This window comes from Pseudomonas sp. PHC1 (assembly GCF_046487845.1).
Classification (GTDB): domain Bacteria; phylum Pseudomonadota; class Gammaproteobacteria; order Pseudomonadales; family Pseudomonadaceae; genus Aquipseudomonas; species Aquipseudomonas sputi.
Window position 1 is genome coordinate 59,136 of sequence record NZ_JBJXHJ010000025.1, and the last position, 25,024, is coordinate 84,159.

The following is a 25,024-nucleotide window of genomic DNA, read 5'->3' on the forward strand; positions in this document are numbered from 1 at the left end:
TCCGCTTTCAGTCCAGACGCGGCACGGTGAAGCGGAATTCGCTGCCCTGCCCCGGCTCGCTCTCGGCGACGATCTGCCCGCCGTGGGCCTCGACGATACCCTGCGTGATGTACAGACCCAGCCCGGTGCCGGTCGGATTGCCTTCTTTCACCGTCCAGTAACGGTCGAACACGTGTGGCAAGTGATCCTTGGGAATGCCTTCGCCGCTGTCGCGTACCGTGAAGACGATGTCGTCACCGACCGATTTGGCATACACATCGACCGTGCCCAGGCGCGGCGTGAACTTGATCGCGTTGCCGACCAGATTCGACAGCACCTGAAACAACCGCTCGGGGTCGGCATGGATGCTCAGATCGGGATCGGCCTCGAATGAGATGCTGATGTCCTTGTCCAGCGCCAGCGGCGCAAGCAGTGACTGCGCCTCTTCGAACATCTGTGCAACATCGAGTTTCTGCGGCGCGATGGTGTAGCGGCCGGCGTCGATTTTCGAGGTGTCGAGCAAGTCCTCCAGCAGCGTATTCATGCGTCCGGCGGCTTGCTGCATGGTGTCAATGGCGGTCGAGATGCGCCGCGAAGTGTGCGGCCCGTCCGAGCTGAAGGCTTTTTGCATCATGCCGCAGAGCATCGAGATCACGGTCATCGGGTTGCGCAAGTCGTGGGACACCACCGCCACCAACTCATCGCGGGCACGCACCGCTTCCTGCTCGCGGCGCACCTGACGGGCCAGATCATTTTCCAGGGCCGAGCGACGCAGGTCGTTGGCGGCGAACAGGTCGCCGTGGCTCCACTTGGTGGAAATCCCGGCCATCTCGACCTTCCAGATTTCGAACGAGGTACGCGGTCGCAGGCGCAGGCCGGCGTCGGAGTTTTCCAGGTCCAGCGGCTTGCGCGGGTCGCCGCTCCAGTTGATGTTCTCTTTGACTTCGGGGCGGAACCACAGCACGCCGTTGTCCACCGGTTTGGGCAGGCTCATGGCAAGCACGCCGCTGGCAACCTGCTGATAGTGCGCGGCCGGCGGATAGACACTGGCCAGGTGATGACTGGCAAACACCGGCTCGCCGCGCTCCTGCAACCATTTGTGCAGAGCGCGAATTTCTTCCGGCTCCGGGCAGTTGCCGTACCGGTGCAATTGCTTGTCTTCGATGATCGCGATGCCGCCGGCATTAGCCAGTGCCATCAGGACCTGCGGCTGATTGGCCAGGCCATCGAAGACGTTCTGTGGCGAATCGATCATCGCCTGATTGAGCAGCGCCAGCGCCTCGACCTTCTCCTCGCGTTGGCGGCTGACCTCCAGCGCTTCCATCGCGCTGATCTGCAGCGACAGCACCTGGCCGATGGTCTGGCATGCGGTGCGCAACTCGTGCGGCACATGCAGCGGCTGACGGTTACCACAACTGATCAGGCCCCAGAGCTTGTCGCCCTTGAGCAGGGAAATGCTCATCGAGGACAGCACGCCCATGTTCTTCATGTACTGACAGTGAATCGGCGACACGCTGCGCAAGGTGGCGAAACTCAGGTCCAGCGGGGTCTGGGTGTCCGGGCGCAGCTTGGGTACCAGGGGCACCGGTTGATAGTCGGCATTGGGGATGATCCGCAGCCAGTTGGTGCGGTACAGCTCGCGGGCTTGCTCGGGGATGTCGGAGGCCGGGAAAAACAGACCGTTGAAGACTTCCATCGACGGATCGGACGCTTCGGCGATGACCTGGCCGTGGCCCTCTTCCTCGAAACGATAGATCAGCACCCGGTCGTAACCGGTCATCGCCTGAATTTCCTTGACGCTGATGTCGTACAGCGCCTGCAGGCTCTGAGCCTTTTGCAGACGCGCGAGCATCCGCCCCAGGTGGGTTTCGGTACCGGCGACGTTGCGCGGCTGGAAGTTTTCGACGTGGATTTCCAGCTCCAGGATCAGCACATCCTGATGCCGGTGCAGCAAACCTTCGAACGCGGTGTCGTTGAGGCGAAAGTGCAGCGGCGGCGCATCGGACAAGGCCGGTTGCTGCAAGGCCTCACGAACCTGCGCGGCGTGGGCATCGCCGATCAGGCTTTGCAGTGGCTGGCCGATCAACTCTTGCGCGGGACGGGCGAGCAACGTCTCGACGTTGGCGCTGACCTGAATGATCGAAAGGTCCGGCTCGCTCAGGGTCAACAGCAACCCGTGAGGCTGGATCGCGCCGGGAAAGCGGATCGGCTCGTCGGCGCAGTTGGCCAGCAATTCTTCAAAGGCTTCTTTGTCTTGCGGGTTCATACCAGAACCTCCTGGCTTTCGAGCCAGTGCTCGAAACAGCTGAATGTAGTGTGGGCGGCCGCCACGACGGCTTCACGCTCGTCGGCGTCCATCGGGCGACTGCCCAGGTATTCGATGAAGTCGCGCCAGCGCCGGCCGGTGGCGGCGCCGTAGATATCCAGAAACGCTGCGCCATTGTCCGCGCCGAGATTCAGCCGCGTAGCGATCTCGCGACGCAGGATCTGCCCGCCGAGAGTCGCACCTTCCAGCACGTACAGCACGCCCAGACAGGCGGCGGCGGATTCGATGGCGGGCAACTGGCGGCAGATCGGAAAATCTCCACCATTTGCCCCCAGCGCGTGCAAATCGCGTTGCAGGGTCGGCGCCTTGAGGCGTGAAGTCAGATCGAAATCAGCGGGCATCGCGTCGCTGTCCTGCAGCGCGGCTTCCAATGGCTGATAGAAGCCGTAATAGGCGTGCATCAGTCGCTCGAAAGCGTGCAGATCAAGGGTATCGGAGAAGAAAGGAAGGCGTTTTTCCAGCGCAATGTGCAGTTCGGCCGTGCCAGTGCGCAAATCCTGCAACACCGGTGGTACATGAACCTCGCGGGCCTTTGCTTGCATGTAGTCGCTCGTACAGTGGGCCGCCTGGGGCCATGGGGGAATTGGAGAAGCTTGGCGCGAAAGCTTACACGGCAATTGGCCTTTCTGACCCGTCAGATGGTTTTTTCTGGCGGATTCATCACCCTGTGAAGGATTCAGAGTTGACGAGACGGCGGAAAGTTCGAATGGATTCGCGCCCGTCCATCGCTGTACCGCGACTCTGCAACCTGACTGTACGGTTCAGGCCGGCACCTGCGCATGATAGAAATAACGCTCCCGCCACCGGAGCCCGCACCATGGATCTCGTCACCCTCTCCCTGTTTCTGCCCGCCTGCTTTGCCTTGAACATGGCGCCGGGACCGAACAACCTGCTGTCGGTCAGCAACGCCACCCGCTACGGCTATCGTCGCGCCTGCGTGGCCGGGGTCGGTCGGTTGCTGGCGTTCGCCGGGATGATCGCCCTTGCGGCGGCGGGGCTGGCGGTGGTGCTGCAAACGTCCGAACTGTTGTTCTATGGGATCAAGATCATCGGCGCGGGGTATCTGCTGTATCTGGCGTGGCAGCTGTGGCGGGCCGATCCTGCCGGCGAAGACGCCGTTGCGGCGCCCGCGAACGGGCTTCTGGCCCTGGCGCGTCAAGAATTTTTAGTGGCGGCGGGCAATCCCAAGGCAATTCTTATATTCACCGCTTTTCTGCCGCAGTTCGTCGACCCGGCTCGCGCCATCACCCCGCAGTTCATGCTGCTGGGCGTGCTGTTCCTGCTGCTGGAATGGATCGCCATCAGCGCCTACGCCTACATGGGCCTGCACATGCGCCGCTGGTTCGCCGAGCCACGCGGCAAACGGATGTTCAACCGTTGCTGCGCGGGGCTGCTGTCGGCGGCGGCTTCGGTGTTGCTGATGGCCAAGCGGGCCTAAACCTCGGACGGGCCTTTGAGCTCGACCTGGTTGCCGTCCGGGTCGAAGCAGTACAGCGACAGGCCGTAGCCCTCGGCGCCAAAACGGGTGGCGGCTTTTTCGACGGTCAGGCCACAGGCTTGCAGATGGCTGACCAGGGCCGCTTCATCGAACGGCTCGATGCGCAGGCAGAAGTGATCGACATTGCGCCGTTTGCTGCCGGCAGCGGCGCCGCCCTTGCGGCCGATTTCCCCGTCGAGATCGACCAGATCGATCATCGACGTGCCGGCGCGCAGGTGCACCAGACCGAATTTTTCGTTGCGCTTGACCACTTCGGCACCGAAGACCCGGTCGTAGAAATCAATGCTGCGTTGCAGATCGGCGACGCGCAGCACGATGTGATCGATGTGTTGAATCGTGAACGGTGGCATACCTTCATTTCCCGAGTTGTAGCGACCCGATCACTGTAGTGCAGCGGCCCGAAAATTCACTGTCGATTTTTCGGTGGAGCCATCGAATAACTGGTTTTATCCTCGCCCCATGAACATACAGACCGCTGTCCTGCCGCCCCACGCCGAAATGGTTCGCGCCATGCTAGAACGCGACACTGCCTATGAAGGCGTGTTCTTTACGGCCGTGAAAACCACCGGGATCTTCTGCCGCCCCAGCTGCACGGCGCGCAAGCCGAAACCGGAAAACGTCGAATTCTTCGCCCACGCCGACGACTGCCTGTCCGCCGGTTACCGCGCCTGTTTGCGCTGCAAACCGCTGGACGCCGCGGCCATCGCCCCGGACTGGGTGCAACGGCTGCTGAAAGCGGTCGACGCCGATCCCGAGGTGCGCTGGAGCGATGCGCAATTGCTCGCCGAGGGCATCGAACCGCTGAAGCTTCGGCGCTGGTTCAAGCAGCATTTCGGCATGACCTTTCATGCATGGCTGCGCACCCGCCGGCTCGGCATGGCGCTGGGCGGGATCAAGCAAGGCACGTCCATCGACCACGCCGCGTTCGACTCCGGCTATGAATCCCTCAGCGGTTTTCGCGATGCGTTTCAGAAGTCGTTCCACATCACGCCGGGACGCGCGGCAGCCAGCGAGCCGCTGCTGTTCACTCGCCTGACCACGCCGCTGGGGCCGATGATCGCCATGGCCGAGCGACGCGGGCTGGTGCTGCTGGAATTCCTCGACCGTCCGGCGCTGACCCGCGAAGTCGAAGAATTGCAGAACCGCTACGGCTATGTAGTCGCACCGGGGCACAACGCGCATTTGCAGCAGATCGAAAACGAACTGGCGCTGTATTTCGCCGGCAAGCTGAGCGAATTCAGCGTGCCGCTGCACCTGCCCGGCAGCGAGTTTGACCGGCAGGTCTGGAGCGAACTGCGGCAAATCCCCTACGGCCACACCAGCACCTACGGCACCATCGCCGCACGGCTGGGCAAACCCGGCGCCAGCCGCGCGGTGGGGCTGGCCAACGGGCACAATCGGCTCTCGATCGTGGTGCCGTGCCATCGGGTGATCGGTGCGGACGGCTCATTGACCGGCTATGGTGGTGGACAACCGCGCAAGGCGTTTTTGCTCCGGCTGGAAAGCGCAGCGGTGCAGCTGACGCAACAACTGGCTTTCTGACAAACCGACCATAAACCATGCCTGATCCCTATCGACCGGCCAGCGAATTTCTGGCCAGCCTCGACACCGACTGGCAGCGCCACATCGCTGCTGTCGGGCCCTGCCTGCATCAGCCGCATCCGGCGCGCGATCCCTATGAATCGCTGGTGCGGGCGATTGCCTATCAGCAACTGCACGCCAAGGCGGGCGATGCGATTGTCGGGCGGCTGGTGGGGTTGTTTCCCGGGCAGTCGTTTCCGCGTCCAGAACAAGTTCTGGCTACAGACTTTGATCGGCTACGCAGTTGCGGGTTTTCGGCGGGCAAGGTTGCGACGATTCAGGGAATTGCCCAGGCGACCCTGGACGGTGTGGTGCCGGATTACGCCTCGGCGCTGGCGATGGGGGATGAGGCGCTGATCGAGCGGTTGGTCAGCCTGCGCGGGGTTGGGCGCTGGACGGTCGAGATGTTGCTGATTTATAGCCTGGAGCGTCAGGACATTCTGCCGGCCGATGACTTTGGCGTGCGCGAGGGCTATCGGCGGTTGAAAGGGCTGGAGGTACAGCCGACACGCAAGCAGATGATCGAGATCGGGTTGGCGTGGAGTCCGTTTCGCACCGTGGCGGCGTGGTATTTGTGGCGGGTAGCGAAGCCGTAGACCGCGATAGCGTTCTTCGCGAGCGCATTCACCCCCTCTCTTCCAGGCTCAACCGCATCGACAAAGCCCAACCGGAGGCCAGTCATGCACCTTGAAGGCTCCTGCCACTGCGGTGCGGTTTCATTTTCCCTCGACAGCGCCCGCCCCTACCCTTATCAGCGTTGCTACTGCTCGATCGGGAGAGTGATCAGAAGGCGGCGTTTCACTGGAACCTGGCCGACGCCTGACGAGGCACTGTCGAATGCAACAAAAGCCTGATTAGATAGCGCCTCCCGCCGAATCGAACGTGGAGCCACACTTGAGCGAAACGCCAAAGGACTTGCCCCGTCCTCAACCCATCAGCCTGCGCCAGGCCTGGCCCTTCTGGCTCAAACTCGGTTGCATCGGCTTCGGCGGCCCCGCCGGGCAGATCGCGATCATGCATCAGGAACTGGTGGAGCGCCGGCGCTGGATTTCCGAGCGGCGCTTCCTGCATGCGCTCAACTACTGCATGTTGCTGCCCGGCCCGGAGGCCCAGCAACTGGCGACTTACATCGGCTGGCTGCTGCACCGCACCCCTGGCGGCGTGCTGGCCGGGGCGCTGTTTGTGTTGCCTTCGCTGCTGATCCTGATTGCCCTTTCGTGGGTGTACATCGCGTTCGGTGATGTGCCCGCCGTGGCCGGAGTGTTTTACGGGATCAAACCGGCGGTGACCGCGATTGTGTTGCACGCGGCCCATCGCATCGGTTCACGAGCGTTGAAGAACAGCTGGCTGTGGGCGATTGCCGGGGCGGCGTTCGTGGCGATCTTTGCCTTCAACGTGCCGTTCCCGCTGATCGTGTTCGGCGCGGCATTGATCGGTTATTTCGGCGGACGCTGGGCGCCGCAGCGGTTCAGCAACGGCGGCCATCGTGGCAGCGAAAAATCCTTCGGCCCGGCGCTGGTGGATGACGACACACCACCGCCCGAACATGCGCGGTTCAACCTGCCGAGGGTGATGCGTCTGGTGCTGGTGGGTGCGTTGCTGTGGTGCCTGCCGATGGCGTTGCTGACCGCGTTGTTCGGCTGGGACGGCACTTTCACGCAGATGGGCTGGTTCTTCACCAAGGCAGCATTGCTGACGTTCGGCGGTGCTTATGCCGTGCTGCCCTACGTGTATCAAGGCGCGGTCGGGCATTACGGCTGGCTGACCCCGACGCAGATGATCGACGGCCTGGCGCTGGGCGAAACCACGCCGGGGCCGCTGATCATGGTGGTGGCGTTTGTCGCGTTCGTCGGCGCTTACGTGCAACCGACGTTCGGTGCGGAGCACGCGTTTGCCGCCGGCGCGCTGGCCGCGACGCTGGTGACCTGGTTCACCTTCCTGCCTTCGTTCCTGTTCATCCTCGCCGGCGGGCCATTGGTGGAGTCGACCCACAATGAACTGAAGTTCACCGCACCGCTGACTGCGATCACCGCAGCGGTGGTCGGGGTGATCCTCAATCTGGCGTGTTTCTTTGCCTGGCACGTGTTCTGGCCCAATGGATTCGCCGGGCAACCGGACGTTTTCTCGATCCTGCTGGCCCTGGCAGCCGCCCTCGCCCTGTTCTTTTTCAAGCGCGGGGTAATCGAGGTGTTGATCGTTTGCGCCCTCGTCGGGCTGGGGTTTTACCTGTTGCGCTGAACCGGGGTGAACGTCAACGCCTGCGTAAACAGCCGTTTACTTCTCCGGGGATTCCCCCTTACTATCCAGCCACACCGGCCTGGCGGGACACTCCCGCCGCCGACGTTTTCCGCCAACGGAAACACGCGTCATGAGCACGTCACTCCAACAATCAGAATCGTTGAACGGCTCTGCACTGTGCGCCCTCCTTCACAGGGGCCGCGCATGAATCGCATCGTCAATCTCCCCATGGCCCTGAGCCGTTCCAAGCTGCGTCACTCCGCACGCCCGCCGGATATCTGCCTGCCCGTCTGATCGCGCCGTTAAAAAATCGCGACAGTTCCCCCTCTTTTTTCGATATCCCTGCCAGGACGCCCGCGCCTTTTGCCGAGCTGCGTCCGGCCCGAATCTGCGCGCCTGTGCGGCGCCATCGTGAGTGATTGATTATGAAATTCGCAGCCATTGAAGACGCCCGTCACTTTCTTGAGCAGAACCCCGACATCGACATGATCGAGCTGTTCATCCTCGACGCCAACGGCGTACCGCGCGGCAAGCTGTTGCACCGCGAAGAACTGCTCGCCGTGTACGAAAGCGGTCGCCCGCTGCCGAGCACCATCCTCGGCCTGACCGTGCAGGGTGAAGACGTGGAAAACTCCGGTCTGGTATGGGACGTCGGCGACATCGACTGCCGCGCCTACCCGCTGGAAGGCAGTCTGGTGCGCCTGCCGTGGCGGCAGATTCCGACCGCTGCGGTGCAGGTCAGCATGCACCCGGAACAAGGCATGCCGGCGAGCATCGCCGACCCACGCCATCTGTTGATCAAGGTCATCGACCGCTTGAAAGCCGAGGGTTACCACCCGGTAATGGCCTGCGAGCTGGAGTTCTATCTGCTCGACGCCAAACGCGATCACAACGGCCGCCCGCAACCGGCGCTGGATGCCGACGGCGGTCGACCGCGACACACCCAGGTCTACGGTTTGCGTGAGCTGGAACAGATCGAACCGTTCCTCGCCGATCTCTACAGTGCCTGCACACTGCACGGTATTCCGGCGCGCACGGCGATCTCGGAATACGCGCCGGGCCAGGTGGAAATCACCCTCGAACACGGTGATGCGTTGGAGGCAATGGATCAGGCCGTGCGTTACAAGCGGCTGGTCAAAGCCGTGGCGCACAAGCACGGGATGCAGGCGACATTCATGGCCAAGCCGTTCGATCATCTGGCCGGCACCGGCATGCACATGCACGTCAGCCTCGCCGATGCCGAGGGGCGCAATCTGTTTGCCTCTGAAGATCCGGCGGGCACCCCGCTGCTGCGCACGGCAATTGGCGGGATGCTCGCGTCGTTGCTCGATTCGCTGCTGCTGTTCTGCCCCAACGCCAACTCCTACCGCCGCTTCCAGGCCAACAGCTACGCGCCACTGGCGCCGACCTGGGGTGTCGACAACCGCACCGTCAGCCTGCGCGTGCCCGGCGGCCCGGCCAACACCCGGCACATCGAACACCGCATCTGCGGCGCCGATGCCAACCCGTATCTGGCAGCGGCGGCAATCCTCGCGGGCATTCATCGCGGGATAAAAGAAAACATCGATCCAGGCGAGCCGGTGCAAGGCAATGGTTATGCGCAGGCGAAAGAGTTGCTGCCGACCGATTGGCTGACTTCGCTCACGGCACTGGAGAATTCGGTGTGGGCACGGGATGCGCTGGGACAGGAATTTCTCGGGGTGTATCTGGCGGTGAAGCGTGCGGAATACCGGCAGTTCATGGCCGAAGTGGGCGAGCAGGACTGGCGCTGGTACCTGACCGAAGCCTGATCCCTACTCCCCTGTTTTTACTTTGGATACCGACATGACCGAACGCAGCAATTCCTACTACACCGCGACCCTCAACCAAGACACCGACTACCCGACCCTGCAAGGCCGGCACCAGGTCGATGTGGTGATCATCGGCGGCGGTTTCACCGGCGTCGCCACGGCCGTGGAACTGGCCGAGAAAGGCCTGAAAGTCGCCATCGTCGAAAGCCACAAGATCGGCTGGGGCGCCACCGGGCGCAACGGCGGGCAGGTCACCGGCAGCCTGTCCGGCGACGGCGCGATGCGCAAACAGATGCGCAACACCTTGGGCGATGAGGTCGACGATTTCATCTGGCACCTGCGCTGGCGTGGGCACGAAATCATCCAGCAACGGGTCGAGAAATACGCGATTGATTGCGACCTCAAGCACGGCCATTTGCATGCGGCCTACAAGCCGAGCCACATGGCCGGTTTGCGCAGTGATTACGACGAAGCCGTGCGCCGTGGCATGGGCGATGAAGTCAGCCTGCTCGACCGCAGCCAGGTGCGTGACCTGTTGCAAAGCGACCTTTATCACGGTGCGATCAAGAACACCCGCAACATGCACCTGCACCCGCTCAACCTGTGCATCGGAGAAGCGCGAGCAGCGGAAAGCCTCGGCGCGCTGATCTTCGAAAACAGCGAAGTGCTGGAGATCATTCACGGCGACAGTCCCGGCGTGCGCACCGCCCACGGCCGGATCGACGCCAATCAGGTGCTGCTGGCCGGCGACGTCTACCACAAGCTCGAGCCGGGCCAGCTCAAGGGCAAGATCTTCCCGGCCATGGGCGGCATCGTCACCACCGAACCACTGGGCGATCTGGCAAAGCAGATCAACCCCGAAGACCTCGCCGTTTACGACTGCCGCTTCGTCCTCGACTACTACCGCCTCACCGCCGACGGGCGCCTGCTGTTCGGCGGCGGCGCCAACTACAGCGGCAAGGACTCACGGGACATCGCCGGCGAACTGCGGCCGTGCATCGAGCAGACCTTCCCGGCGCTCAAAGGGGTCAAGATCGATTACCAGTGGAGCTGCGCAATGGGCATCGTCATCAACCGCATCCCGCAACTGGGCAAGCTCTCGGACAACGTCTGGTATTGCCAGGGCTACTCCGGCCACGGCATCGCCACGACCCACATCATGGGTGAAATCATGAGCCGGGCGATCACCGGGCAGATGCAGCAGTTCGACACGTTCGCCGCGTGCTCGCACATTCGCGTGCCGATGGGCGATCTGCTGGGGAATCCGATGCTGGCGGCGGGCATGTGGTACTACCAGATGCTGGAAAAACTGCGCTGATCGAGCGGGCCCCATCGCCAGTGATGGGGCCTTTTTTGGCTGCAAAACCTCAGTCGGGCAACTGCTCCACCTCAATCCCCAACCGCCGGTAATCCTCGACGCTTCCCGACGCCACATGCCGTTCGGTAATCAGCGTGTGCAAGCGCTCGCACGGCGCCACCACAAACGGTTCCACCGCGCCGAGCTTGTCCGCCGTGGTCACGGCAATCACTCGCGCCGCACAGTCGAGCAGCGCCTGCTTGACCGGCACTTCATCGAAGTGCAGCGAGGTGATGCCCACCTCAGGATGAATCGCGCAAACCCCGGTGATCGCCAGATCGGCCTTGATCCCCGACAGCAGCCGCAGCGCCTCATGACCGCCAGCGGACATGGTTTTCGGATTCAACTGCCCGCCCGCCAGAATCACCTTGATGCCCGGGTATTCGGACAACGCGATCGCCGTCATCGGTGACGCCGTGACTGCCGTGAGGCTGATGTCCCTGGGCAACGAGCGCGCCACCTGCAACGAGGTGGAACCGGAGTCGAACATCACTGTTTGCCCGCTCCGTACCTGCTGCGCCGCCAACTGCGCCAGACGAATCTTCACCTCGTCGATCTCGTCGAGCCGGGTGAAGTAATCCTTGCCGGTGTCCTTGGGCCTCGGCAACGCGCCGCCGTGCACCCGCTGCACCAGCCCGGCGTTGTCCAGCTCGGCCAGATCGCGGCGGATGGTGTCTTCGGACACCGCAAAATGCTGACTCAATTCGGACGCCATGACCTTGCCGTCACGTTCGAGGATCAAAAGGATTTTCTGCCGGCGCAGGGAGGGCAGCTCGGAAACGGAATGATCGTGCATGGTTTTGCCTGTTTGTGCTTTTAATTGCAGGTTTGTGCGAGCTTAACCAGGCAAACCGGCAAACACAACGCGGGTATCAATGGCTTCGATCATTGGAATCACAAAGCCGAATTTTTTCTTTTGACGCGCCCCCGGCAGAATGGCCTCACTTTCAAATGGACCAGGATGAACACCCCATGAACCTCAATTTCGCTTTCGCCTGCATGGTCGTCGTGTCGTTTGCCATTGCGCTCGTGCACGCCTGATCGAAACCAATGCTCAATCGGCGATCATTCCGCCACCACCCGCGCCTTGCGCACGAACAGTGCATGCACCTTGTCCCAGAAATTGCCGCCCAGCACGAAGAAACTGCCGACGAACATCAAGTCGCCCAGCGCCTGCATCTGCCAGAGATTGGGCCGCACACCGGGGAAGAAATTGTCGAAATACGGTTCCAGGAAGGACGATAGCAGCGGCAGGCAGAACATCACCACGCCGATCTTGTGGCGCATCGGGCTGACTTCGGCCACCGGGGTCGGAATCACGCCGGAGATATAGCGGCCGATCGTGCGCTTGAGTTCGGCGAAGCCGGCCTTGCCCATCACCGCGATCACCAGCAACAACAGCACTTTATTGCTGATGAACAGCACCCCGGTCAGCGCCGCGACTTTCGAGCCCGGCACGTCGAGGGCGGCGGCAATCGGCACCATCAGCCACGAACCGAGCATCAGGCAGATGATTGCCACGCCGACCTTGAAACGCCAGTTGGCGCTGGTGGGGGCAAGTGGTTCTTGAGCAGTGTCCATGGTTTCCTACCTATTTGTCCGGAGCAGGTTCGTTGGCGTTCGTCTGAAAAAGCGTAGCAGCTGATTGCTTCGATCAACCCGCAATCGGCGGTCTATGCTCCAGTGACATTTCCCGCTGGGACCACCCGGTATGCTTGCAACGCCAACCCTGCTGATCCGTCCCGGCCACCTGCTGCTGCTCGGTGCGCTGAGCCTTGGCGGCTGCCTGCGGCTGGGCCCGGAGTTCCAGCCGCCGGCGGAGGCCTGGAGCAAGCAATGGCAAAGTCCAGCATTGGAGCAGGCCAGCGAACGCGGCACGCTGCCGGATTTGCGCCAGTGGTGGCAGGTGTTTGCCGATCCGGTGCTCGACCGATTGATCAGCGACGCCGAAGCCCGCAACAGCAGCCTGAAAATCGCCGGCCTGCGAGTCCTCGAAGCCCGCGCGCAATTGGGCATCGCCGACAGCGGTCGCTATCCGCAACTGCAACAGGCCAGCGCGGACAGCCTGTACATCGACCGCCGCCAGTCCGGCGGCAGCAACCCGCAGGACTTGCACTTCTGGCAGCACAGCGCCGCGTTCGATGTCGGCTGGGAGCTGGATTTCTGGGGTCGCTTCAGTCGCGCCATCGAGTCCGCCGACGCCAGCTACTTCGCCGCCCAGGCCAACTACGAAGACGCCCTCGTTTTGCTACGCGCTCAAGTGGCCGACACCTACTTTGCCCTGCGCACCACGGAAGCCCGGCTACGGGTCGCCCGGGAAAACGCCGCTCAGCAAAAGCGCAATTTCGAGATCACCGAAAAACTCTTTCGCAGCGGCCAGACCGCCGAACTCGACCTGCAACAGGCCAGGACCCAATACCTCGGCACCCTGAGCAGTATTCCGGCGTTCGAAGACCAATTGCTGCGGACCCGCAATGCGCTGGCCGTGCTGGTCGGCCAGCCGCCCGGTGGCGCGGCGTTTCTGGCGGAACAACCGGGGCTGATTCCGCTGGTGGATCGTGCCGTGTTGCAGGATGTCCCGGCCAACCTGCTGCTGCGCCGTCCCGACGTGCGCGCGGCGGAGTTGAACGTTGCCGCGCAGTCGGCGCTGGTCGGCGTGGCCGAGACCGATCTGTATCCCTCGCTGACTTTGCTCGGCAGCATCGTCTGGTCCAGCGACACCCTCGGCGCCACCCCGCGCAGCCTCGACCTGATCGGCGGCCCGAGCCTGCGTTGGAACCTGTTCGATTACGGTCGCATCCACAACAACATCCGCGTGCAGGATGCGCGCTTGCAGCAACTGATCGAAGCCTATCGCGACAAAGTCCGTCAGGCCGCCCGCGAGGCCGACGACGCCGCCAGCGGCCTGACCAAAGCGCTGGAGCGCGAACGCATTCTGGGCGAGGCCGAAGGCGCGGCGCGGCGATCGCTGGTGCTGGCCAACACCCAATATCGCGAAGGCTATTCGGACTTTCAGCGGGTGCTCGACGCCCAGCGTGCATTGCTGGAGCTACAGGACAACTATCTGGTCAGCCGCAGCAACGCCGTGAGCAATCTGATCGCGCTTTACCGCGCCGTGGGCGGTGGCTGGCAAAGCGCCGGGCCGCAGATTGATTCAGCGACCCGCCAGCACATGCAGCAACGCACCGATTGGGGCGATCTGCTGAGCGCCCCGCCGCCCCCACCGACCTATCCGATTCCCTCGCAGGTAGACCGCCATGAGTGATGAAGCGCCGCCGGATCCGGCGAAAAAAGGCATCCGCTGGGTGCTGCTGGTGATTGTGCTGAGCCTGGTCTGGTATCTGCTGGCCGACCGCTTTACGCCCTACACCCAGCAGGCGCGGGTCGGCGCGTTCGTAATCCCGGTGGCGGCGGAAGTCGCGGGCCGGGTGATCAAGGTCAACGTGCGCAACAATCAGGACGTGCAGGCCGGCGACATCCTCTTCGAGCTCGATCCGCAGCCGCTGCAGATCGCCGTCGACCGGGCCCGCGCCGATCTGGAAAACACCCGACGCACGGTCGGCGCCAGCACCGCGGGCATCGCTTCGGCTCAGGCGTCGTTGCGGGCAGCCCAGGCCAATGAACTCAAGGCGCGCCAGGACAATCGGCGGCTTGAAGGCTTGTATAAAGAAGATCCGGGCACCGTTTCGGTACGGCTTCTGGAAGTGTCCCGGGCCAACCACGAAGCGGCGGTCAGCAAGGTCGCCGCCGCCCGGGCCGAAGTGCTGCGCGCCCAGGAGCAGGAAGGCGGCAACACCGACACCAACGCCAAACTGCTCAGCGCCGCCGCCACACTGGCGAAGGCTGAACTGGATCTGGCCAACACCCGCATCGGCGCGCGTTCGGCGGGACTGATTACCGACCTGCGTACCGACGTCGGCCAGTTCGCCGCTGCCGGCAGTCCGGTAATGACCCTGATCACGATCCAGGACGTGTGGATCAGCGCCGACCTCACCGAGAACAACCTCGGCCGGATCAAGCCCGGCACGCCGGTGTCGATCATCCTCGACGCCCTGCCCGGCGAAGTGCTCGACGGCCGAGTGCGCAGCGTCGGCTATGGCGTCAGCGTCGGCCAGACTCCACCGCCCGGCACCCTGCCAACGATCCAGAACAGCCGCGACTGGCTGCGTCCGGCGCAGCGTTTTCCGGTGATCATCGAGTTCAGCGAAGAAGCTAAAAAGCGACTGTTCGAGAGCCGTTCGATCCGTGCCGGCGGGCAGGCGGAAGTCATGGCGTTTCCCAGCGAGGGCAATCTGCTCAATCCACTCGGGCGGATGTTTGTCTGGTTGATGAGCTGGCTGTCGTATGCCTATTGAACGCAGCGTCCCGGCGCAACGGGCCCTGCGCCTGGCCTGCGGCACGGCGTTGTGCACTGCCGCCAGTTACGGCCTCGCCTTGCCGCTGTCGTTTCTGTCGCCGGTATTAGCGGTGTTGCTGCTGGCGAGCATGCCCCGGCCATTGCCCGCCAAAACGGCGTTGGTGCTGACGCTGGTCGCCGCGCTCACCACCAGTCTCGGCCTGTTGCTGGTGCCGTTGCTGCGCTATTACCCGGTGTGTGGCGTGCTGCTGATCGGTGTCGGCCTGTTTCTGGTGTTCACTTACGGCTTGCGCGGCGGCAACGTGCTGATCATGACGTTTCTGGTGATCGGCATGACCATGATCTCCGCCGCCGGTTTTGCCTCATTCGAACTGGCGATGGCGGTGATCGGCGCGCTGGTCAAAGGCCTGTTGCTGGCCGTCGTCATCGTCGGCCTGAGCCACGTCCTGTTCCCGGAACCGGCCAACAGCCCGGCGCCACCACCCGCCCCCACCCTGCCCGCCGAAGACGTGCCCCGCGTGGCGTTACGCGCAACATTGATCGTGCTGCCGACCTTTCTGCTGGTACTGATCGACCCGGCCAGCTACCTGCCGATCATCCTCAAAGCCGTCAGCCTCGGCCAGCAGAGCACCACCACCCGCACGCATCACGCCGGGCGCGAACTGCTCGGCTCGACCTTGCTCGGCGGGCTGCTGGCGGTGTTGTTCTGGTGCGCGCTGAGCCTGTTCGTGCACCTGTGGATGTTCTTTCTGTGGATGCTGCTGTTCGGGCTGTTGGTGGCGCGCAAACTCTATCGACTGCACCCGACGCAACTGACGCCGGGGTTCTGGCTCAACACCCTGATCACCATGATCATCCTGCTCGGCCAATCGGTGGAAGACAGCGCAGCGGGCAAAGACGTCTACACCGCCTTCGCGGTGCGCATGGGGTTGTTCATTCTGGTGACGCTCTACAGCGGTGTGATGATGCACCTGCTCGTCGCGCACCGGGAAAACCGTCAGGGCGTGACCTGATAACCCCGCCCTTGCAGGCAACCGGTGTAGGCGCTTGAACTGGCTAAAGCATCGGTCCGCCGTTGCTCACGCCGATCCTGCCGCTGCCGCGCACCGCCAACCACCGCACCCGCCGCAGCGGTCTGCTTGGCGCGGTCCTGGCGGTAATCCTGCTTGCGGTCATCGTCCACGGCTTCGTAGAACTCGTCGTGCTGACGCCCGCGCACCTCAGCGGCGGTGGCGCCGGCCGCGGCACCCACTGCGGCGCCCTTCAACCGACCGCCGGCTTGCGGTGTCGACGTGGTTGAGGTGGACGCGATGGAGTGGCAGTCGTTGATGTCGATCTGGGTTTGTTGAGAGGTCTGGCCCTTGAGCGGGACGACGGATTCAGCGCTGGCCTGTGTGGCGCACAGGCACGCTGCGATGAACAGTGAATGGCGGAACATGATGACCTCCGACGCGGCGGGGTTGCCTGTGGGGCGGGGTAATCTGGGAGTGTAGTTCACGGGGGTTCACAACTCCGGGCGAACGCATCAATGGTTCACACTCCGCTTGTTGGGTACCATCCCGACACGCCAATCTTTGTGTCCCGCATCCCGATGAAACTACTTAGCCGAATCATGGCTTTCGTGAAACCCGCAAGACGAAAGCTTTTTGCCGGTTACAGCGAGCAAGCGCTCAAGACCCGATTCGCCTCACCGTTACCAAGCGCCAGCCTGCCGAAACTATCGACGGTGGTATCTGTAGCAGCGTCCGGGATCAATGCTTATTACAGCTCCCTTCTGATGGTCGCCGATGACCTTTGCAAGTTTCAGCGACTGGTGGAATCACATTTCCAAAAGATCGACGAGCGCAGATTCAAAGACCTGACCGCTTTTGAATATGAAGATGTCACGAAACAAGAGCTGTTGATTTACTTCCCCTCCACCACCGAGTTCAACGCGCTGACCATTCGTATCTTGACCAACAGCGTCGAGTTTCTGAGTAGCCTTGGAAATCAGACCTTTTGCGTGCCTCCGCCCTGGATTGCTTTCGACGATTACCCCGCGTCGTGGTGGGGCGGCAATATCCAGGGCACGCAGAGTTTCTATAACGACAACTACTTTCTTCCGTATTTCATCCGACTCGGTGACGCTGAGAAACAAGCGTACTTTGCAAGATTCCAGGCCCCTACCGAGTGGATTGAACAGTTAGCGCTGATGTATGTCGACGGATGTTGAACCCTGAAGGACAGCCATTCACGTCTCCCGTCAGACGTCTTCCCGCACCCGCCGAACCTGCACCAACAACGCCGGCGCAAAGTGCAGCAACACCATTCGCGCCAGATGGTGAGTGAGGATAAACACCACATTCAGCCCGCCCGCGAACGCCACAATCGCGATGGTTTCGATGGCCCCCGGCATGTAGGCCAGCCACAGCGACAACGCATCGCTGCCCAGCACCCGTGCGGCGGCCAGTGCAAAAACCGCCGCTACCAGAATCATCAAACCCACCGACACCAACGCCGTGCGGCCATGACGTCCCAGTTCCGCGAGGCCCAAGCCCTGGAATCGTGAGCCGATTCGCACACCGAGAATCAGTGCTGCCAGATTCAAACTCCAGTCCGGCATGTGAAAGCCGTGCAGCCATCCTGATTTCACGAACACGGCGGTGATGATGATTGCTGTCAACATGAACGGCGCCGGCACGCCAACGGCCAGCAGCAAACGCCCGACCACCACGCTCAAACCGATCACCGACAGCACGGTCAGCGCCATGCCCGTGGACAGCGGCTCGACTTCGGCCACTGCAACCGGCGCCGTTCCGGGAATCAGCAAACTCACCAGCACTGTAATCAACAGCAGGCGCATCAAGTGCACGATGATCACCTTGCTCGACGCCTGATGCGACTCCAACAAATCGAACACCGCCGCCAGCGCGCCCGGATACACCGCCAGCAAGGCATCCGTGCGATTCCACCCTGCCCCGCGCGACAGCCACCAGGCGGCCAGCGCCACTTGCACGGCCAGGCACAGCAGCAATACGCCGAGGCTCGGCAACATCGTTGAGACCGTCGCGCTGTCCCAGGCTTCGAACATCAGCCCGGTGGCGATGCCCAGCGTGACCTGGATGTAACCCAAGCCATAAGGCGTCGCCGGCGCGATGCCGAATTTGGTGACGACAAGGGCGGTGACAAGGATTGAGCCCAACAGCAACCCGTGGGGCACACCTTCGAACTGCAACAGCACGCCGAACCCGGCAGCAATCAACAAACACAGAATGGATTTCATGGTCGCCTTCCTGGCTATTCAATTTGAGTCAGGCGCGCAACCGTCCAATCGCCCGCCGATATTTTTCGACCCGCTCCAGATCCTCCCAGCTCGGCGAGGCAATCCGCGACAGATCGCTGTTCTCTTCCAGATCCGCCAATTTCACCACCCGCCCGATCGGGTTCTGCGCCGCCCGCTCGACGAAGTCCTCGTAGGACTCGCCCGGCATTTTGGTCACCGATTCGATGGCGGACAAAACGGCCTCGCTGAAGCCTTCCTTGCGCAAATCCTCCAAGCTGATGCCGCAGTCCTCGACCACATCGTGCAGCACCGCGACGATGCGTTCTTCCAGGCTGCTCATGCGCAACATGACCTTCAGCGGATGCAAAATGTACGGCGCACCGCCCTTGTCCACCTGCCCCGCGTGGGCCGTGGCAGCAATCGCGATGGCGCGTTCCAGTGTCTGGGTCATGGGGTTTCCTCGGGTCAGACGCCGTACCGGCCGCCAATATAGAAGTGACGCTTGAACCAGCGCCCAATCGCCTGCAAACGCCCGGCTGGCTGCGTCGGCTCGGCGTATCGCTGGAGGATCAGTGAGACCAGATCAGCCTGGCTCTCCCCCGAATGCGCGTCCATCAACTCGGCCACCCAGGCACAACCGGCCTTCTTCAAATGCTCCCGCCATTCACCGGGCCAGCCATCCAGCTCATCCAGCGCCAACCACCGCGCACCGCCCTGCTCGACATGCCCGCCGCCAATCGATTGCTCGAAGCAGAACGGCGTCGCCGGTCGGGACAGGTCGATGCTGAAGATGTAGATGTCCTGGGTTTTGTGCTGCGGCGTGGGTGCGTTATTGCGGCTGCCGATCTGAATCATGCGCGGGTCCATCCCTGGCGAGGCGTTACAAACTGTTTCATGTATACCTTCACGGATTCACCCCGCCATGGCAAATCAAAAATCAACTGAACCGCCCCCATCAACGTCCGGAGACGCTCCAAAATTTCCGCCCTGCACATAGGCCGTCCATGAACTTTTCTTTAAAATGATGTCAATGCGATATCGCTGTTTGTCCTCAGACATACGGCCCCCCCCCCAGCGTCAGGCTGTTTCCTGACAATCATGGAAGCCCCCCCGATGAGACTGATTCTCGTGATGTTATTGATGTTGAGCGGCTACGCGCACGCCGGTTGTGAAAACATCAAGGACGATGACCAACGCAACTATTGCAAGGCCAAGGAAGGCTGGGGGGGCTGCCAGAACATCAAAAATGATGACATGCGCAACGCCTGCAAATCTGAAGCCGAGGGTAGCGATAGCTGTGGGAACATCCGAGACGATGATCAGCGCAATCTCTGCAAAGGCAAGAGAGGCATCGACAGCTGCGCGAACATTCACGACGATGACCTGCGTAACTTGTGCAGGGCCCAACAAGGTCGGGGTGGCTGCCAGAACATCAAAAACGATGAGATGCGCAGAGACTGCAGAGCCACGACCAATGGCTGAAGGTTGCCGCTGACGCCGCAGCCACCAGGAGTCACTCCGGTCCGGTCATCTCGAGAATGATGTTTGCCTGCCTCTGGCACGAGGCGGGCACTCGGGATTGACCGCCCCGGTATACTCCCCCGCCATGCTTGCCCTGCATGACGCCTCAACCTGGAAAGGACACCGATGAGCAGTATTCCACTCTCCGAACAGATGGGCGCAATGGCCTTGGTCGATGAGTTGCGCCATCAGCGCAAACAGGTTCAGGAACACCTCGACCTGCCGCGACGCCGAGCCGAAATTGCCGAGCAAATTCGCACCTATTACCAGAACCACAACATCGCATTCGACGACAACCTGATCGAGCAAGGCGTGCGTCAGGTGTTTGCGCGTCGCCTGCTGCTGGAAATACCGCCCACGGGTGCCATCGACACCTGGCTGGTCAACTTGTTAGTCCGGCGTTCCAGTGTGTTCAAAACGCTGCGAACCTCTGCCCTGGTGCTGTTGGTCATTGCCTTCGCGGTCTACAAATTCACCAGCCCGACGGTTTACAGTCCGGCCGAAGTGCGCAAGGTCAGCACCGCCGCCGCGATGGTCCGCGATGATCGCAAAAAGCTGTTCCTGGAAGTGGACAAGCAGCGTGGCGCCGTAGAGGCCCTGGCTCGAAGGCTGGCCGAACAACCGGACCCGCACGCCAGCGTATTGCTGCAGCGCGCCCGAAGTGCGTTGCCGGCTACCGACGTGCGCACGTCTATCGGCCTTTCCGAACCCGTCACATCGGCAAACGCAGCCGCGATCGATACTCGCGTCAAAGAACTCGAGGAGGGCCGGTATGCGATCAACCGGTCTCTGAGCGATGTTGAAAACAACGTGAAGTACGCCCGACGTATCCTCGACACTCGCAATGACCTTGAAACAATGCTGCAAGACCCGCAGTTTGCACTCGGGATTGCCCACTCCAGCAATCTGGACCAGCGCCTGGCGGAAATCGACCAGTTGCTCAAGCAAGTCAATGACTACGACAGTCACCAGGATGCACAAGATGCGTACAACGATCTGCGTAGCGATCTCTGGGACTATGAACAAGACATGCTCAAACTGCAGTCGAAGCGCTACCGCTCGCTGAAAGAGCGCATCACCTCCCGCTGGGTACCGGATGAAATCCGAACCCAGTTGCGCAGAAAAGTCGAAGTCATCCACCAGGTCCTGAAAGCCGGTGACTCGACGGCCGCCGAGCGAAAAATCAATCATCTGATCAGCTCGATGAAAGATGCAGGCTACTGGCGCCGCTGGGGTGGTTCGGGAGAATGACAGATTGAAAAGGACACCCCCCATGAGCAGCACCGCACTCTCCGAGCAACTGACGGCGATGGCGTTCATCGACAAATTGCGCCATGAGCAAAAGCAGATTCAGGATCATCTGGACCTGCCCAGCCGCCGCGCGGACATCGCCGAGCGCATCCGCGCCTACTACATCAGCAACGCCATCGAGTTCGATGACAAACTGATCGAACAGGGTGTGCGGCAATTTTTCGCCCATCGATTGGTGCTGGAAACACCGGCGCTCAACGGGTTCGATGCGTGGCTGGTCAAGTGGCTCTGCCGCCGCGGCGCTTCGCCGGCGAGCGTCAAACCGGCAAACAGACGCCGGTGGCCGCTCATGCTGCTGATCCTGTTATCCAGCGCGCTGACCCTGTGGGCGACTCACCACTACAAGGATGCCGGGAGAGTTGACGGCGTCGTCAAAAATGCCGGGACGTTGCGCGACAGAAGTTTCCAGTTGAACGAGAAAATGCAGTCAATCACCAAACGTCTAGCGGTGTTGCGCAAGAGCAACGCCGAGCACCCGAACGCGAACGTCGGCCGTTTGCTCCAGCATGCGCAGTCCAGAGTGCCCGCCAGCGCTTTTCGCAAGGATCTCGGGGTGGATATAAAAATCACCAAAGACAATCTGGACCTGATGGAATCGCAGGTCATGGCACTCAACGCGCAGCAATGGCGGTTCGACGCCGACTCTGAACAGATCTACATCGACATGAAGTATGCCGGTGCAATCATCTGGATGCGCCAGACCCTGCGTGACATCCGCCAGGACCCGAAGAATGTCGCCAGGATCGAACAGTCCAGCAGTCTGAAACAGCGACTGACCCTGCTCGGGCAACAGCTTGAGCGCATCAACAACGAGAAGACTTACGGCGATGCGTTCTCCACGTTCCGCGATATCGACGATGAGCTGTTTGGCCTCAGTCTATAAACCACCGACTGCCTGCCCCCCCCCACGAAAGGACTCCTGATGCGCAACATTTCACTCTCGGAACAAATGAAGGTCGTAGCCCTGATCGACGAACTGCGGTATCAGCGCAAGCAGGTCCAGGAGCACCTCGACCTGCCTCGCCGCCGCGCAGAGATCGCCGAGCGCATCCGTGCCTATTACCTGAGCCAGGACCTGCCCGTGGACGACGACCTGATCGAACAGGGCGCGCATCAATTCTTTGCCCGGCGCTTGATTCTCGAGGCGCCGCCAACCCATCCTGTCGACTCGTGGCTGATCAGGACGCTGGTTGATCGGCAGATGCTGGCCGGTCGCATTCGACGCCTGCTGCCTAGGTTCGGGATCCTGCTGCTGTTGGGAGTCGTACTCGGGGGCGGCCTGCTGTTGCAAAAGCAGTGGGCTTCCGGCGGGGACGACCTGAAGCTTATTGAAGTCAAATTAGCTGCGCATAATTTGTCCGGCAGTCTGCGCGATCAGAACACAGAGGTTGAGAAGCTTCGGACGCTGCTGGCAAAGGTTCAGCACGAAAACGCACAACTGCCGGACGAAACCGCGACCCGCCTGCTCCAGCGTGCCGAACAGAAACTCCCGGCTCGCGGCCTGCAGACCGGTATCAGCAGTAACACCCAAGTCACCCGCGATAACGTCCTGGCCCTGGACTCGCAGATCAACGACCTTGAGCGGCAACGTCTGCAATTGAATCGGGACACCTACGCGGCCGACAAAGACATCCAGCGCGCCAGCGGTATTCTCGGCACACGCCGAAAGGTCCAGGAATTACTGAAAGATCCGAAACGTGCCGCCGCCATTGCCCAGTCGAGCAACCTCGATGAACGCTTGGCCGAGATTGATCTGGCGCTGAAAAACATGGATGACGATCAGGGGGCGGCGAATGCCGCTTACTGGGAGCTGTCGCGTGATCTGTTCGGCGATACCAGCCTGTTGGAGTTGCAGACCAGCCGCTTCCAGGGCTTGCGGGCACGGATTGAACGTAAGGAATTTCCAGCGGAACTACGCGAATCCTTGCAGTCGCGCCTGCAGGAAATCGAAACCGACCTGAACAAGGGCGACTCGAACGCCGCCGAGAAAAAAATCACTCAGACACGACAAAAACTCAGGGCAGCAGGCTATTGGTCGCTGTATTGACCAGGCCGACTTTCAGCCTGCAATTTCCTCCCTTGACCCGCGACTCAACAGGTACAGCAATGACCTCAACCACCCAGAACAAGGCGTCATCGACCAGTCAATCGACCGCCAGACAGACGCCGGCCCACAGTGCCAAAGACTACGAAGACATCCGCCAGGAATGCAGGGAAAAACTGCGCGCCTACAGTGAAAACGAAGCCTATGTCTTCCTGCGCGATCGAGCCTATGGCACCGACCAATACGCGTTCGGCTTTTTCCAGCGCTGGCTCGACGGCCTGCTGGCCAAACGCATCAACTACGCTGGCAATCGCCAGAACGAGCTGATGCTGCTGGCGATGCAGGCGCGCAATGAAGAGCTGCACGGCAAGCCTGCCCGCTGAGCATTATCTTTGCCCCCCCAGAACAGACGACACCACGTAAGGACACTCGATGACCAACTACCTCGAACGGGCACTCACGGGTCTGCGCACGATCGGCATCAACCTGTTTCAACCGGTTCACGATGCACCAGTGCTGGTCCTGCTCGACCGCGTCGCTCAGTACGACAACAGCAAAGTCACCGCCATCGCTTCAGTACTGCAGCAGTCGACCGCGTTCAACAGCATGGTCCGCGAGCAGATTGAAGGCATGGACATTTCCACGCGCTTCATGGACATCACCCAGCGCTTCACCTCGATCCGTGAAGACGCTTCGTCCATGGCCGAATGGATGGACGACGGCCGCCTCGACACCCTGGAAAAACTCAAGCTGAACTGGATGAACCTGCGCCGCGGCTCGATTCCCAGCCGCTTCAATGACATCCGCGAAAGCTACTTGCAGGTGTGCAAATCGGCCAATGACCAGATTGCCCGGGAAAGCGTGGTACTTGAGGCGTACATGGATTTCCGGATGGCAATGAAAGCCGCCGAAGTCGACGCCCAGCAAGTTCTGGCAGTGGCCGGCAAAGCGCTGGAGCAACGCACTCAAGCGCTGAACGACGCCAGTGCTCTGGTCTCCGCTGCCGAGACTTCCGAGCCGGCCCGGCGCGCCAGTCTGGAGCTGCAACGCGATGAAGCCGTACGTGCCTTGCAGGATGAAGACAAGCGCTACCAGATCGTCAAGGACATTGCCGATGATTTGAAGGTCGGGTACAACACTGCTGAAATGGTGTTTGCCCGGATCAATCAGGTGCATGTAATCAAGGAGCGCCAGTATCAGCGCATGGTCTCGTTCTTTTCCACCAACGAAGTGGTACTGACCGGCCTCGCCGTATCCTTCACCAGCAACAGCGGCCTGGCCGAAGCGACCCACACACTCAACGCCACCACCGAAGGCATCAGCAAAGGGCTCGAAACGCTGGGCTCTGCCGGCAATCAACAGATTGAAGCGGCGGTCAAAGCCAGTTACGGCTCGACCATCAAGGTCGATTCGGTTCGCGCACTTGCCGATGCGACCCTGAGCTTCCAGACCGACATGCAGAGCTTGACCGACAGCTACCGCGCCGAATCAAGCAATGCCGCCCGTGACATTGCCGATGCCGTGGAAGATGCCAAGCGCAAGTTTGCAGCGCTGCTGAGCAAGGCGGCCTGACGTCTCCAATGCAAAAAACGCCGATGCCCGCTCAGGCATCGGCGTTCAAGCACGTTGAAGGTTTACGCATATTAAAAAGGGACACCCTCAGGTGTCCCTTTTTGCATTTGGGTGTCCCGTCCTGAATAAGGTTTACACCTTCTGATCTATTTTCAGGAGGACGTAATGGAAACGGCTAAAAGGCGTAG

At 61.5% G+C, this 25,024-nt stretch carries 25 protein-coding genes and 1 pseudogene; 17 read left to right on the plus strand and 9 right to left on the minus strand.

Translation table 11 applies throughout. The annotated features are described in order from the left end of the window. Positions 1–7 precede the first annotated feature (7 nt). The gene (locus ACKJSM_RS24800) at positions 8–2,245 is read right to left on the minus strand and encodes an ATP-binding protein (RefSeq protein WP_410239154.1); all 2,238 of its coding nucleotides are present in this window, start codon (positions 2,243–2,245) and stop codon (positions 8–10) included. Then, the gene (locus ACKJSM_RS24805) at positions 2,242–2,847 is read right to left on the minus strand and encodes a biliverdin-producing heme oxygenase (RefSeq protein WP_410239155.1); all 606 of its coding nucleotides are present in this window, start codon (positions 2,845–2,847) and stop codon (positions 2,242–2,244) included. Before ACKJSM_RS24805 ends, ACKJSM_RS24800 begins: the two co-directional genes overlap by 4 nt. 275 nt (positions 2,848–3,122) lie before the next feature. On the opposite strand from ACKJSM_RS24805, the gene ACKJSM_RS24810 reads away from it, so the two are divergent. After that, a complete protein-coding gene (locus ACKJSM_RS24810; RefSeq protein ID WP_236182935.1) occupies positions 3,123–3,743 on the plus strand; it encodes a LysE family translocator in 621 nt (206 codons plus the stop codon). Here the strand turns inward: ACKJSM_RS24810 and ACKJSM_RS24815 are convergent. Continuing rightward, positions 3,740–4,153: a VOC family protein gene (locus ACKJSM_RS24815; RefSeq protein ID WP_410239156.1), complete on the minus strand. Its 414-nt coding sequence runs from the start codon at positions 4,151–4,153 to the stop codon at positions 3,740–3,742. The two genes, ACKJSM_RS24810 and ACKJSM_RS24815, sit on opposite strands and share 4 nt — an antisense overlap. Positions 4,154–4,262: 109 nt before the next feature. On the opposite strand from ACKJSM_RS24815, the gene ACKJSM_RS24820 reads away from it, so the two are divergent. The 6 genes and pseudogenes from ACKJSM_RS24820 to ACKJSM_RS24845 all read left to right on the plus strand — a co-directional run bounded on the left by ACKJSM_RS24820 (position 4,263) and on the right by ACKJSM_RS24845 (position 10,730). After that, complete coding sequence (locus tag ACKJSM_RS24820) at positions 4,263–5,345, plus strand: bifunctional transcriptional activator/DNA repair enzyme AdaA (protein ID WP_410239157.1); 1,083 nt, start codon at positions 4,263–4,265, stop codon at positions 5,343–5,345. Between the two features lie 17 nt (positions 5,346–5,362). Further along, complete coding sequence (locus ACKJSM_RS24825) at positions 5,363–5,980, plus strand: DNA-3-methyladenine glycosylase family protein (protein ID WP_410239158.1); 618 nt, start codon at positions 5,363–5,365, stop codon at positions 5,978–5,980. Between the two features lie 84 nt (positions 5,981–6,064). Further along, positions 6,065–6,163, plus strand: a pseudogene (locus ACKJSM_RS24830) (GFA family protein); the annotation flags it as partial. A 115-nt stretch (positions 6,164–6,278) separates the two neighbouring features. Then, entirely contained in the window at positions 6,279–7,622 is a 1,344-nt protein-coding gene (gene chrA / locus ACKJSM_RS24835; RefSeq protein WP_410239159.1) for a chromate efflux transporter, read from the plus strand. 425 nt (positions 7,623–8,047) lie between these two features. Beyond that, on the plus strand, positions 8,048–9,412 hold the full coding sequence (locus ACKJSM_RS24840) for a glutamine synthetase family protein (RefSeq protein ID WP_236182939.1): 1,365 nt from the start codon (positions 8,048–8,050) through the stop codon (positions 9,410–9,412). Positions 9,413–9,446: 34 nt separating this feature from the next. Further along, entirely contained in the window at positions 9,447–10,730 is a 1,284-nt protein-coding gene (locus ACKJSM_RS24845) for an NAD(P)/FAD-dependent oxidoreductase (RefSeq protein WP_410239160.1), read from the plus strand. A 49-nt stretch (positions 10,731–10,779) separates the two neighbouring features. Here ACKJSM_RS24845 and ACKJSM_RS24850 read toward each other — a convergent pair whose 3' ends face one another. Together ACKJSM_RS24850 and ACKJSM_RS24855 are read right to left on the minus strand one after the other, a co-directional pair. Then, complete coding sequence (locus ACKJSM_RS24850; RefSeq protein ID WP_236182941.1) at positions 10,780–11,565, minus strand: DeoR/GlpR family DNA-binding transcription regulator; 786 nt, start codon at positions 11,563–11,565, stop codon at positions 10,780–10,782. A gap of 269 nt (positions 11,566–11,834) precedes the next feature. Then, on the minus strand, positions 11,835–12,350 hold the full coding sequence (locus ACKJSM_RS24855; protein ID WP_236182942.1) for a transporter suffix domain-containing protein: 516 nt from the start codon (positions 12,348–12,350) through the stop codon (positions 11,835–11,837). A 130-nt stretch (positions 12,351–12,480) separates the two neighbouring features. Here ACKJSM_RS24855 and ACKJSM_RS24860 point away from each other — a divergent pair, with 130 nt between their 5' ends. The 3 genes from ACKJSM_RS24860 to ACKJSM_RS24870 are packed head-to-tail and all read left to right on the plus strand — an operon-like array spanning position 12,481 to position 16,139. Then, positions 12,481–14,034, plus strand: a complete 1,554-nt coding sequence (locus ACKJSM_RS24860) for a TolC family protein (protein WP_410239161.1) — start codon at positions 12,481–12,483, stop codon at positions 14,032–14,034. Beyond that, positions 14,027–15,124 carry an HlyD family secretion protein gene (locus ACKJSM_RS24865; RefSeq protein WP_236182944.1) on the plus strand — a complete coding sequence of 366 codons (1,098 nt, stop codon included), beginning with the start codon at positions 14,027–14,029 and terminating at the stop codon, positions 15,122–15,124. The genes ACKJSM_RS24860 and ACKJSM_RS24865 overlap by 8 nt, the downstream gene beginning before the upstream one ends. Continuing rightward, entirely contained in the window at positions 15,114–16,139 is a 1,026-nt protein-coding gene (locus ACKJSM_RS24870) for a DUF2955 domain-containing protein (protein ID WP_339490047.1), read from the plus strand. The genes ACKJSM_RS24865 and ACKJSM_RS24870 overlap by 11 nt, the downstream gene beginning before the upstream one ends. On the opposite strand, the gene ACKJSM_RS24875 is transcribed toward ACKJSM_RS24870, so the two are convergent. Next, entirely contained in the window at positions 16,124–16,564 is a 441-nt protein-coding gene (locus ACKJSM_RS24875; RefSeq protein WP_410239162.1) for a hypothetical protein, read from the minus strand. The two genes, ACKJSM_RS24870 and ACKJSM_RS24875, sit on opposite strands and share 16 nt — an antisense overlap. Before the next feature lie 90 nt (positions 16,565–16,654). Here ACKJSM_RS24875 and ACKJSM_RS24880 point away from each other — a divergent pair, with 90 nt between their 5' ends. Then, on the plus strand, positions 16,655–17,338 hold the full coding sequence (locus tag ACKJSM_RS24880; RefSeq protein WP_410239163.1) for a hypothetical protein: 684 nt from the start codon (positions 16,655–16,657) through the stop codon (positions 17,336–17,338). A gap of 30 nt (positions 17,339–17,368) precedes the next feature. Here the strand turns inward: ACKJSM_RS24880 and ACKJSM_RS24885 are convergent, their stop codons facing one another. From ACKJSM_RS24885 to ACKJSM_RS24895, 3 genes are read right to left on the minus strand one after another with little or no spacing between them, the layout of a single operon-like run. Next, complete coding sequence (locus tag ACKJSM_RS24885) at positions 17,369–18,388, minus strand: AbrB family transcriptional regulator (protein ID WP_410239164.1); 1,020 nt, start codon at positions 18,386–18,388, stop codon at positions 17,369–17,371. Positions 18,389–18,416: 28 nt separating this feature from the next. Continuing rightward, positions 18,417–18,839, minus strand: a complete 423-nt coding sequence (locus ACKJSM_RS24890) for an HD domain-containing protein (RefSeq protein ID WP_410239165.1) — start codon at positions 18,837–18,839, stop codon at positions 18,417–18,419. Positions 18,840–18,853: 14 nt separating this feature from the next. After that, complete coding sequence (locus ACKJSM_RS24895; RefSeq protein WP_410239166.1) at positions 18,854–19,243, minus strand: hypothetical protein; 390 nt, start codon at positions 19,241–19,243, stop codon at positions 18,854–18,856. A gap of 258 nt (positions 19,244–19,501) precedes the next feature. Here ACKJSM_RS24895 and ACKJSM_RS24900 point away from each other — a divergent pair, with 258 nt between their 5' ends. The 6 genes from ACKJSM_RS24900 (at position 19,502) to ACKJSM_RS24925 (ending at position 24,836) form a co-directional block, all read left to right on the plus strand. Next, the gene (locus ACKJSM_RS24900) at positions 19,502–19,870 is read left to right on the plus strand and encodes a hypothetical protein (protein WP_236181683.1); all 369 of its coding nucleotides are present in this window, start codon (positions 19,502–19,504) and stop codon (positions 19,868–19,870) included. 165 nt (positions 19,871–20,035) lie between these two features. Continuing rightward, entirely contained in the window at positions 20,036–21,160 is a 1,125-nt protein-coding gene (locus ACKJSM_RS24905; RefSeq protein ID WP_410239167.1) for a DUF6384 family protein, read from the plus strand. Between the two features lie 22 nt (positions 21,161–21,182). Next, a complete protein-coding gene (locus ACKJSM_RS24910) occupies positions 21,183–22,103 on the plus strand; it encodes a DUF6384 family protein (RefSeq protein ID WP_410239168.1) in 921 nt (306 codons plus the stop codon). Between the two features lie 39 nt (positions 22,104–22,142). Next, the gene (locus ACKJSM_RS24915; protein WP_410239169.1) at positions 22,143–23,267 is read left to right on the plus strand and encodes a DUF6384 family protein; all 1,125 of its coding nucleotides are present in this window, start codon (positions 22,143–22,145) and stop codon (positions 23,265–23,267) included. Between the two features lie 59 nt (positions 23,268–23,326). Further along, positions 23,327–23,647, plus strand: a complete 321-nt coding sequence (locus ACKJSM_RS24920; protein WP_119426536.1) for a hypothetical protein — start codon at positions 23,327–23,329, stop codon at positions 23,645–23,647. Positions 23,648–23,696: 49 nt separating this feature from the next. Then, positions 23,697–24,836: a merozoite surface protein 3b gene (locus tag ACKJSM_RS24925; protein ID WP_236181687.1), complete on the plus strand. Its 1,140-nt coding sequence runs from the start codon at positions 23,697–23,699 to the stop codon at positions 24,834–24,836. Positions 24,837–25,024: the final 188 nt, after the last annotated feature.

Coding starts and splice junctions, on each gene's coding strand:
- ACKJSM_RS24885 (WP_410239164.1), bottom strand. CDS start 18,388: ATGAAATCCATTCTGTGTTTGTTGATTGCTGCCGGGTTCGGCGTGCTG.
- ACKJSM_RS24905 (WP_410239167.1), top strand. CDS start 20,036: ATGAGCAGTATTCCACTCTCCGAACAGATGGGCGCAATGGCCTTGGTC.
- ACKJSM_RS24805 (WP_410239155.1), bottom strand. CDS start 2,847: ATGCAAGCAAAGGCCCGCGAGGTTCATGTACCACCGGTGTTGCAGGAT.
- ACKJSM_RS24845 (WP_410239160.1), top strand. CDS start 9,447: ATGACCGAACGCAGCAATTCCTACTACACCGCGACCCTCAACCAAGAC.
- ACKJSM_RS24850 (WP_236182941.1), bottom strand. CDS start 11,565: ATGCACGATCATTCCGTTTCCGAGCTGCCCTCCCTGCGCCGGCAGAAA.
- ACKJSM_RS24800 (WP_410239154.1), bottom strand. CDS start 2,245: ATGAACCCGCAAGACAAAGAAGCCTTTGAAGAATTGCTGGCCAACTGC.
- ACKJSM_RS24855 (WP_236182942.1), bottom strand. CDS start 12,350: ATGGACACTGCTCAAGAACCACTTGCCCCCACCAGCGCCAACTGGCGT.
- ACKJSM_RS24925 (WP_236181687.1), top strand. CDS start 23,697: ATGACCAACTACCTCGAACGGGCACTCACGGGTCTGCGCACGATCGGC.
- ACKJSM_RS24920 (WP_119426536.1), top strand. CDS start 23,327: ATGACCTCAACCACCCAGAACAAGGCGTCATCGACCAGTCAATCGACC.
- ACKJSM_RS24860 (WP_410239161.1), top strand. CDS start 12,481: ATGCTTGCAACGCCAACCCTGCTGATCCGTCCCGGCCACCTGCTGCTG.
- ACKJSM_RS24880 (WP_410239163.1), top strand. CDS start 16,655: ATGGTTCACACTCCGCTTGTTGGGTACCATCCCGACACGCCAATCTTT.
- ACKJSM_RS24915 (WP_410239169.1), top strand. CDS start 22,143: ATGCGCAACATTTCACTCTCGGAACAAATGAAGGTCGTAGCCCTGATC.
- ACKJSM_RS24900 (WP_236181683.1), top strand. CDS start 19,502: ATGAGACTGATTCTCGTGATGTTATTGATGTTGAGCGGCTACGCGCAC.
- ACKJSM_RS24875 (WP_410239162.1), bottom strand. CDS start 16,564: ATGTTCCGCCATTCACTGTTCATCGCAGCGTGCCTGTGCGCCACACAG.
- ACKJSM_RS24825 (WP_410239158.1), top strand. CDS start 5,363: ATGCCTGATCCCTATCGACCGGCCAGCGAATTTCTGGCCAGCCTCGAC.
- ACKJSM_RS24815 (WP_410239156.1), bottom strand. CDS start 4,153: ATGCCACCGTTCACGATTCAACACATCGATCACATCGTGCTGCGCGTC.
- ACKJSM_RS24840 (WP_236182939.1), top strand. CDS start 8,048: ATGAAATTCGCAGCCATTGAAGACGCCCGTCACTTTCTTGAGCAGAAC.
- ACKJSM_RS24870 (WP_339490047.1), top strand. CDS start 15,114: ATGCCTATTGAACGCAGCGTCCCGGCGCAACGGGCCCTGCGCCTGGCC.
- ACKJSM_RS24910 (WP_410239168.1), top strand. CDS start 21,183: ATGAGCAGCACCGCACTCTCCGAGCAACTGACGGCGATGGCGTTCATC.
- ACKJSM_RS24820 (WP_410239157.1), top strand. CDS start 4,263: ATGAACATACAGACCGCTGTCCTGCCGCCCCACGCCGAAATGGTTCGC.
- ACKJSM_RS24810 (WP_236182935.1), top strand. CDS start 3,123: ATGGATCTCGTCACCCTCTCCCTGTTTCTGCCCGCCTGCTTTGCCTTG.
- ACKJSM_RS24890 (WP_410239165.1), bottom strand. CDS start 18,839: ATGACCCAGACACTGGAACGCGCCATCGCGATTGCTGCCACGGCCCAC.
- ACKJSM_RS24865 (WP_236182944.1), top strand. CDS start 14,027: ATGAGTGATGAAGCGCCGCCGGATCCGGCGAAAAAAGGCATCCGCTGG.
- ACKJSM_RS24895 (WP_410239166.1), bottom strand. CDS start 19,243: ATGATTCAGATCGGCAGCCGCAATAACGCACCCACGCCGCAGCACAAA.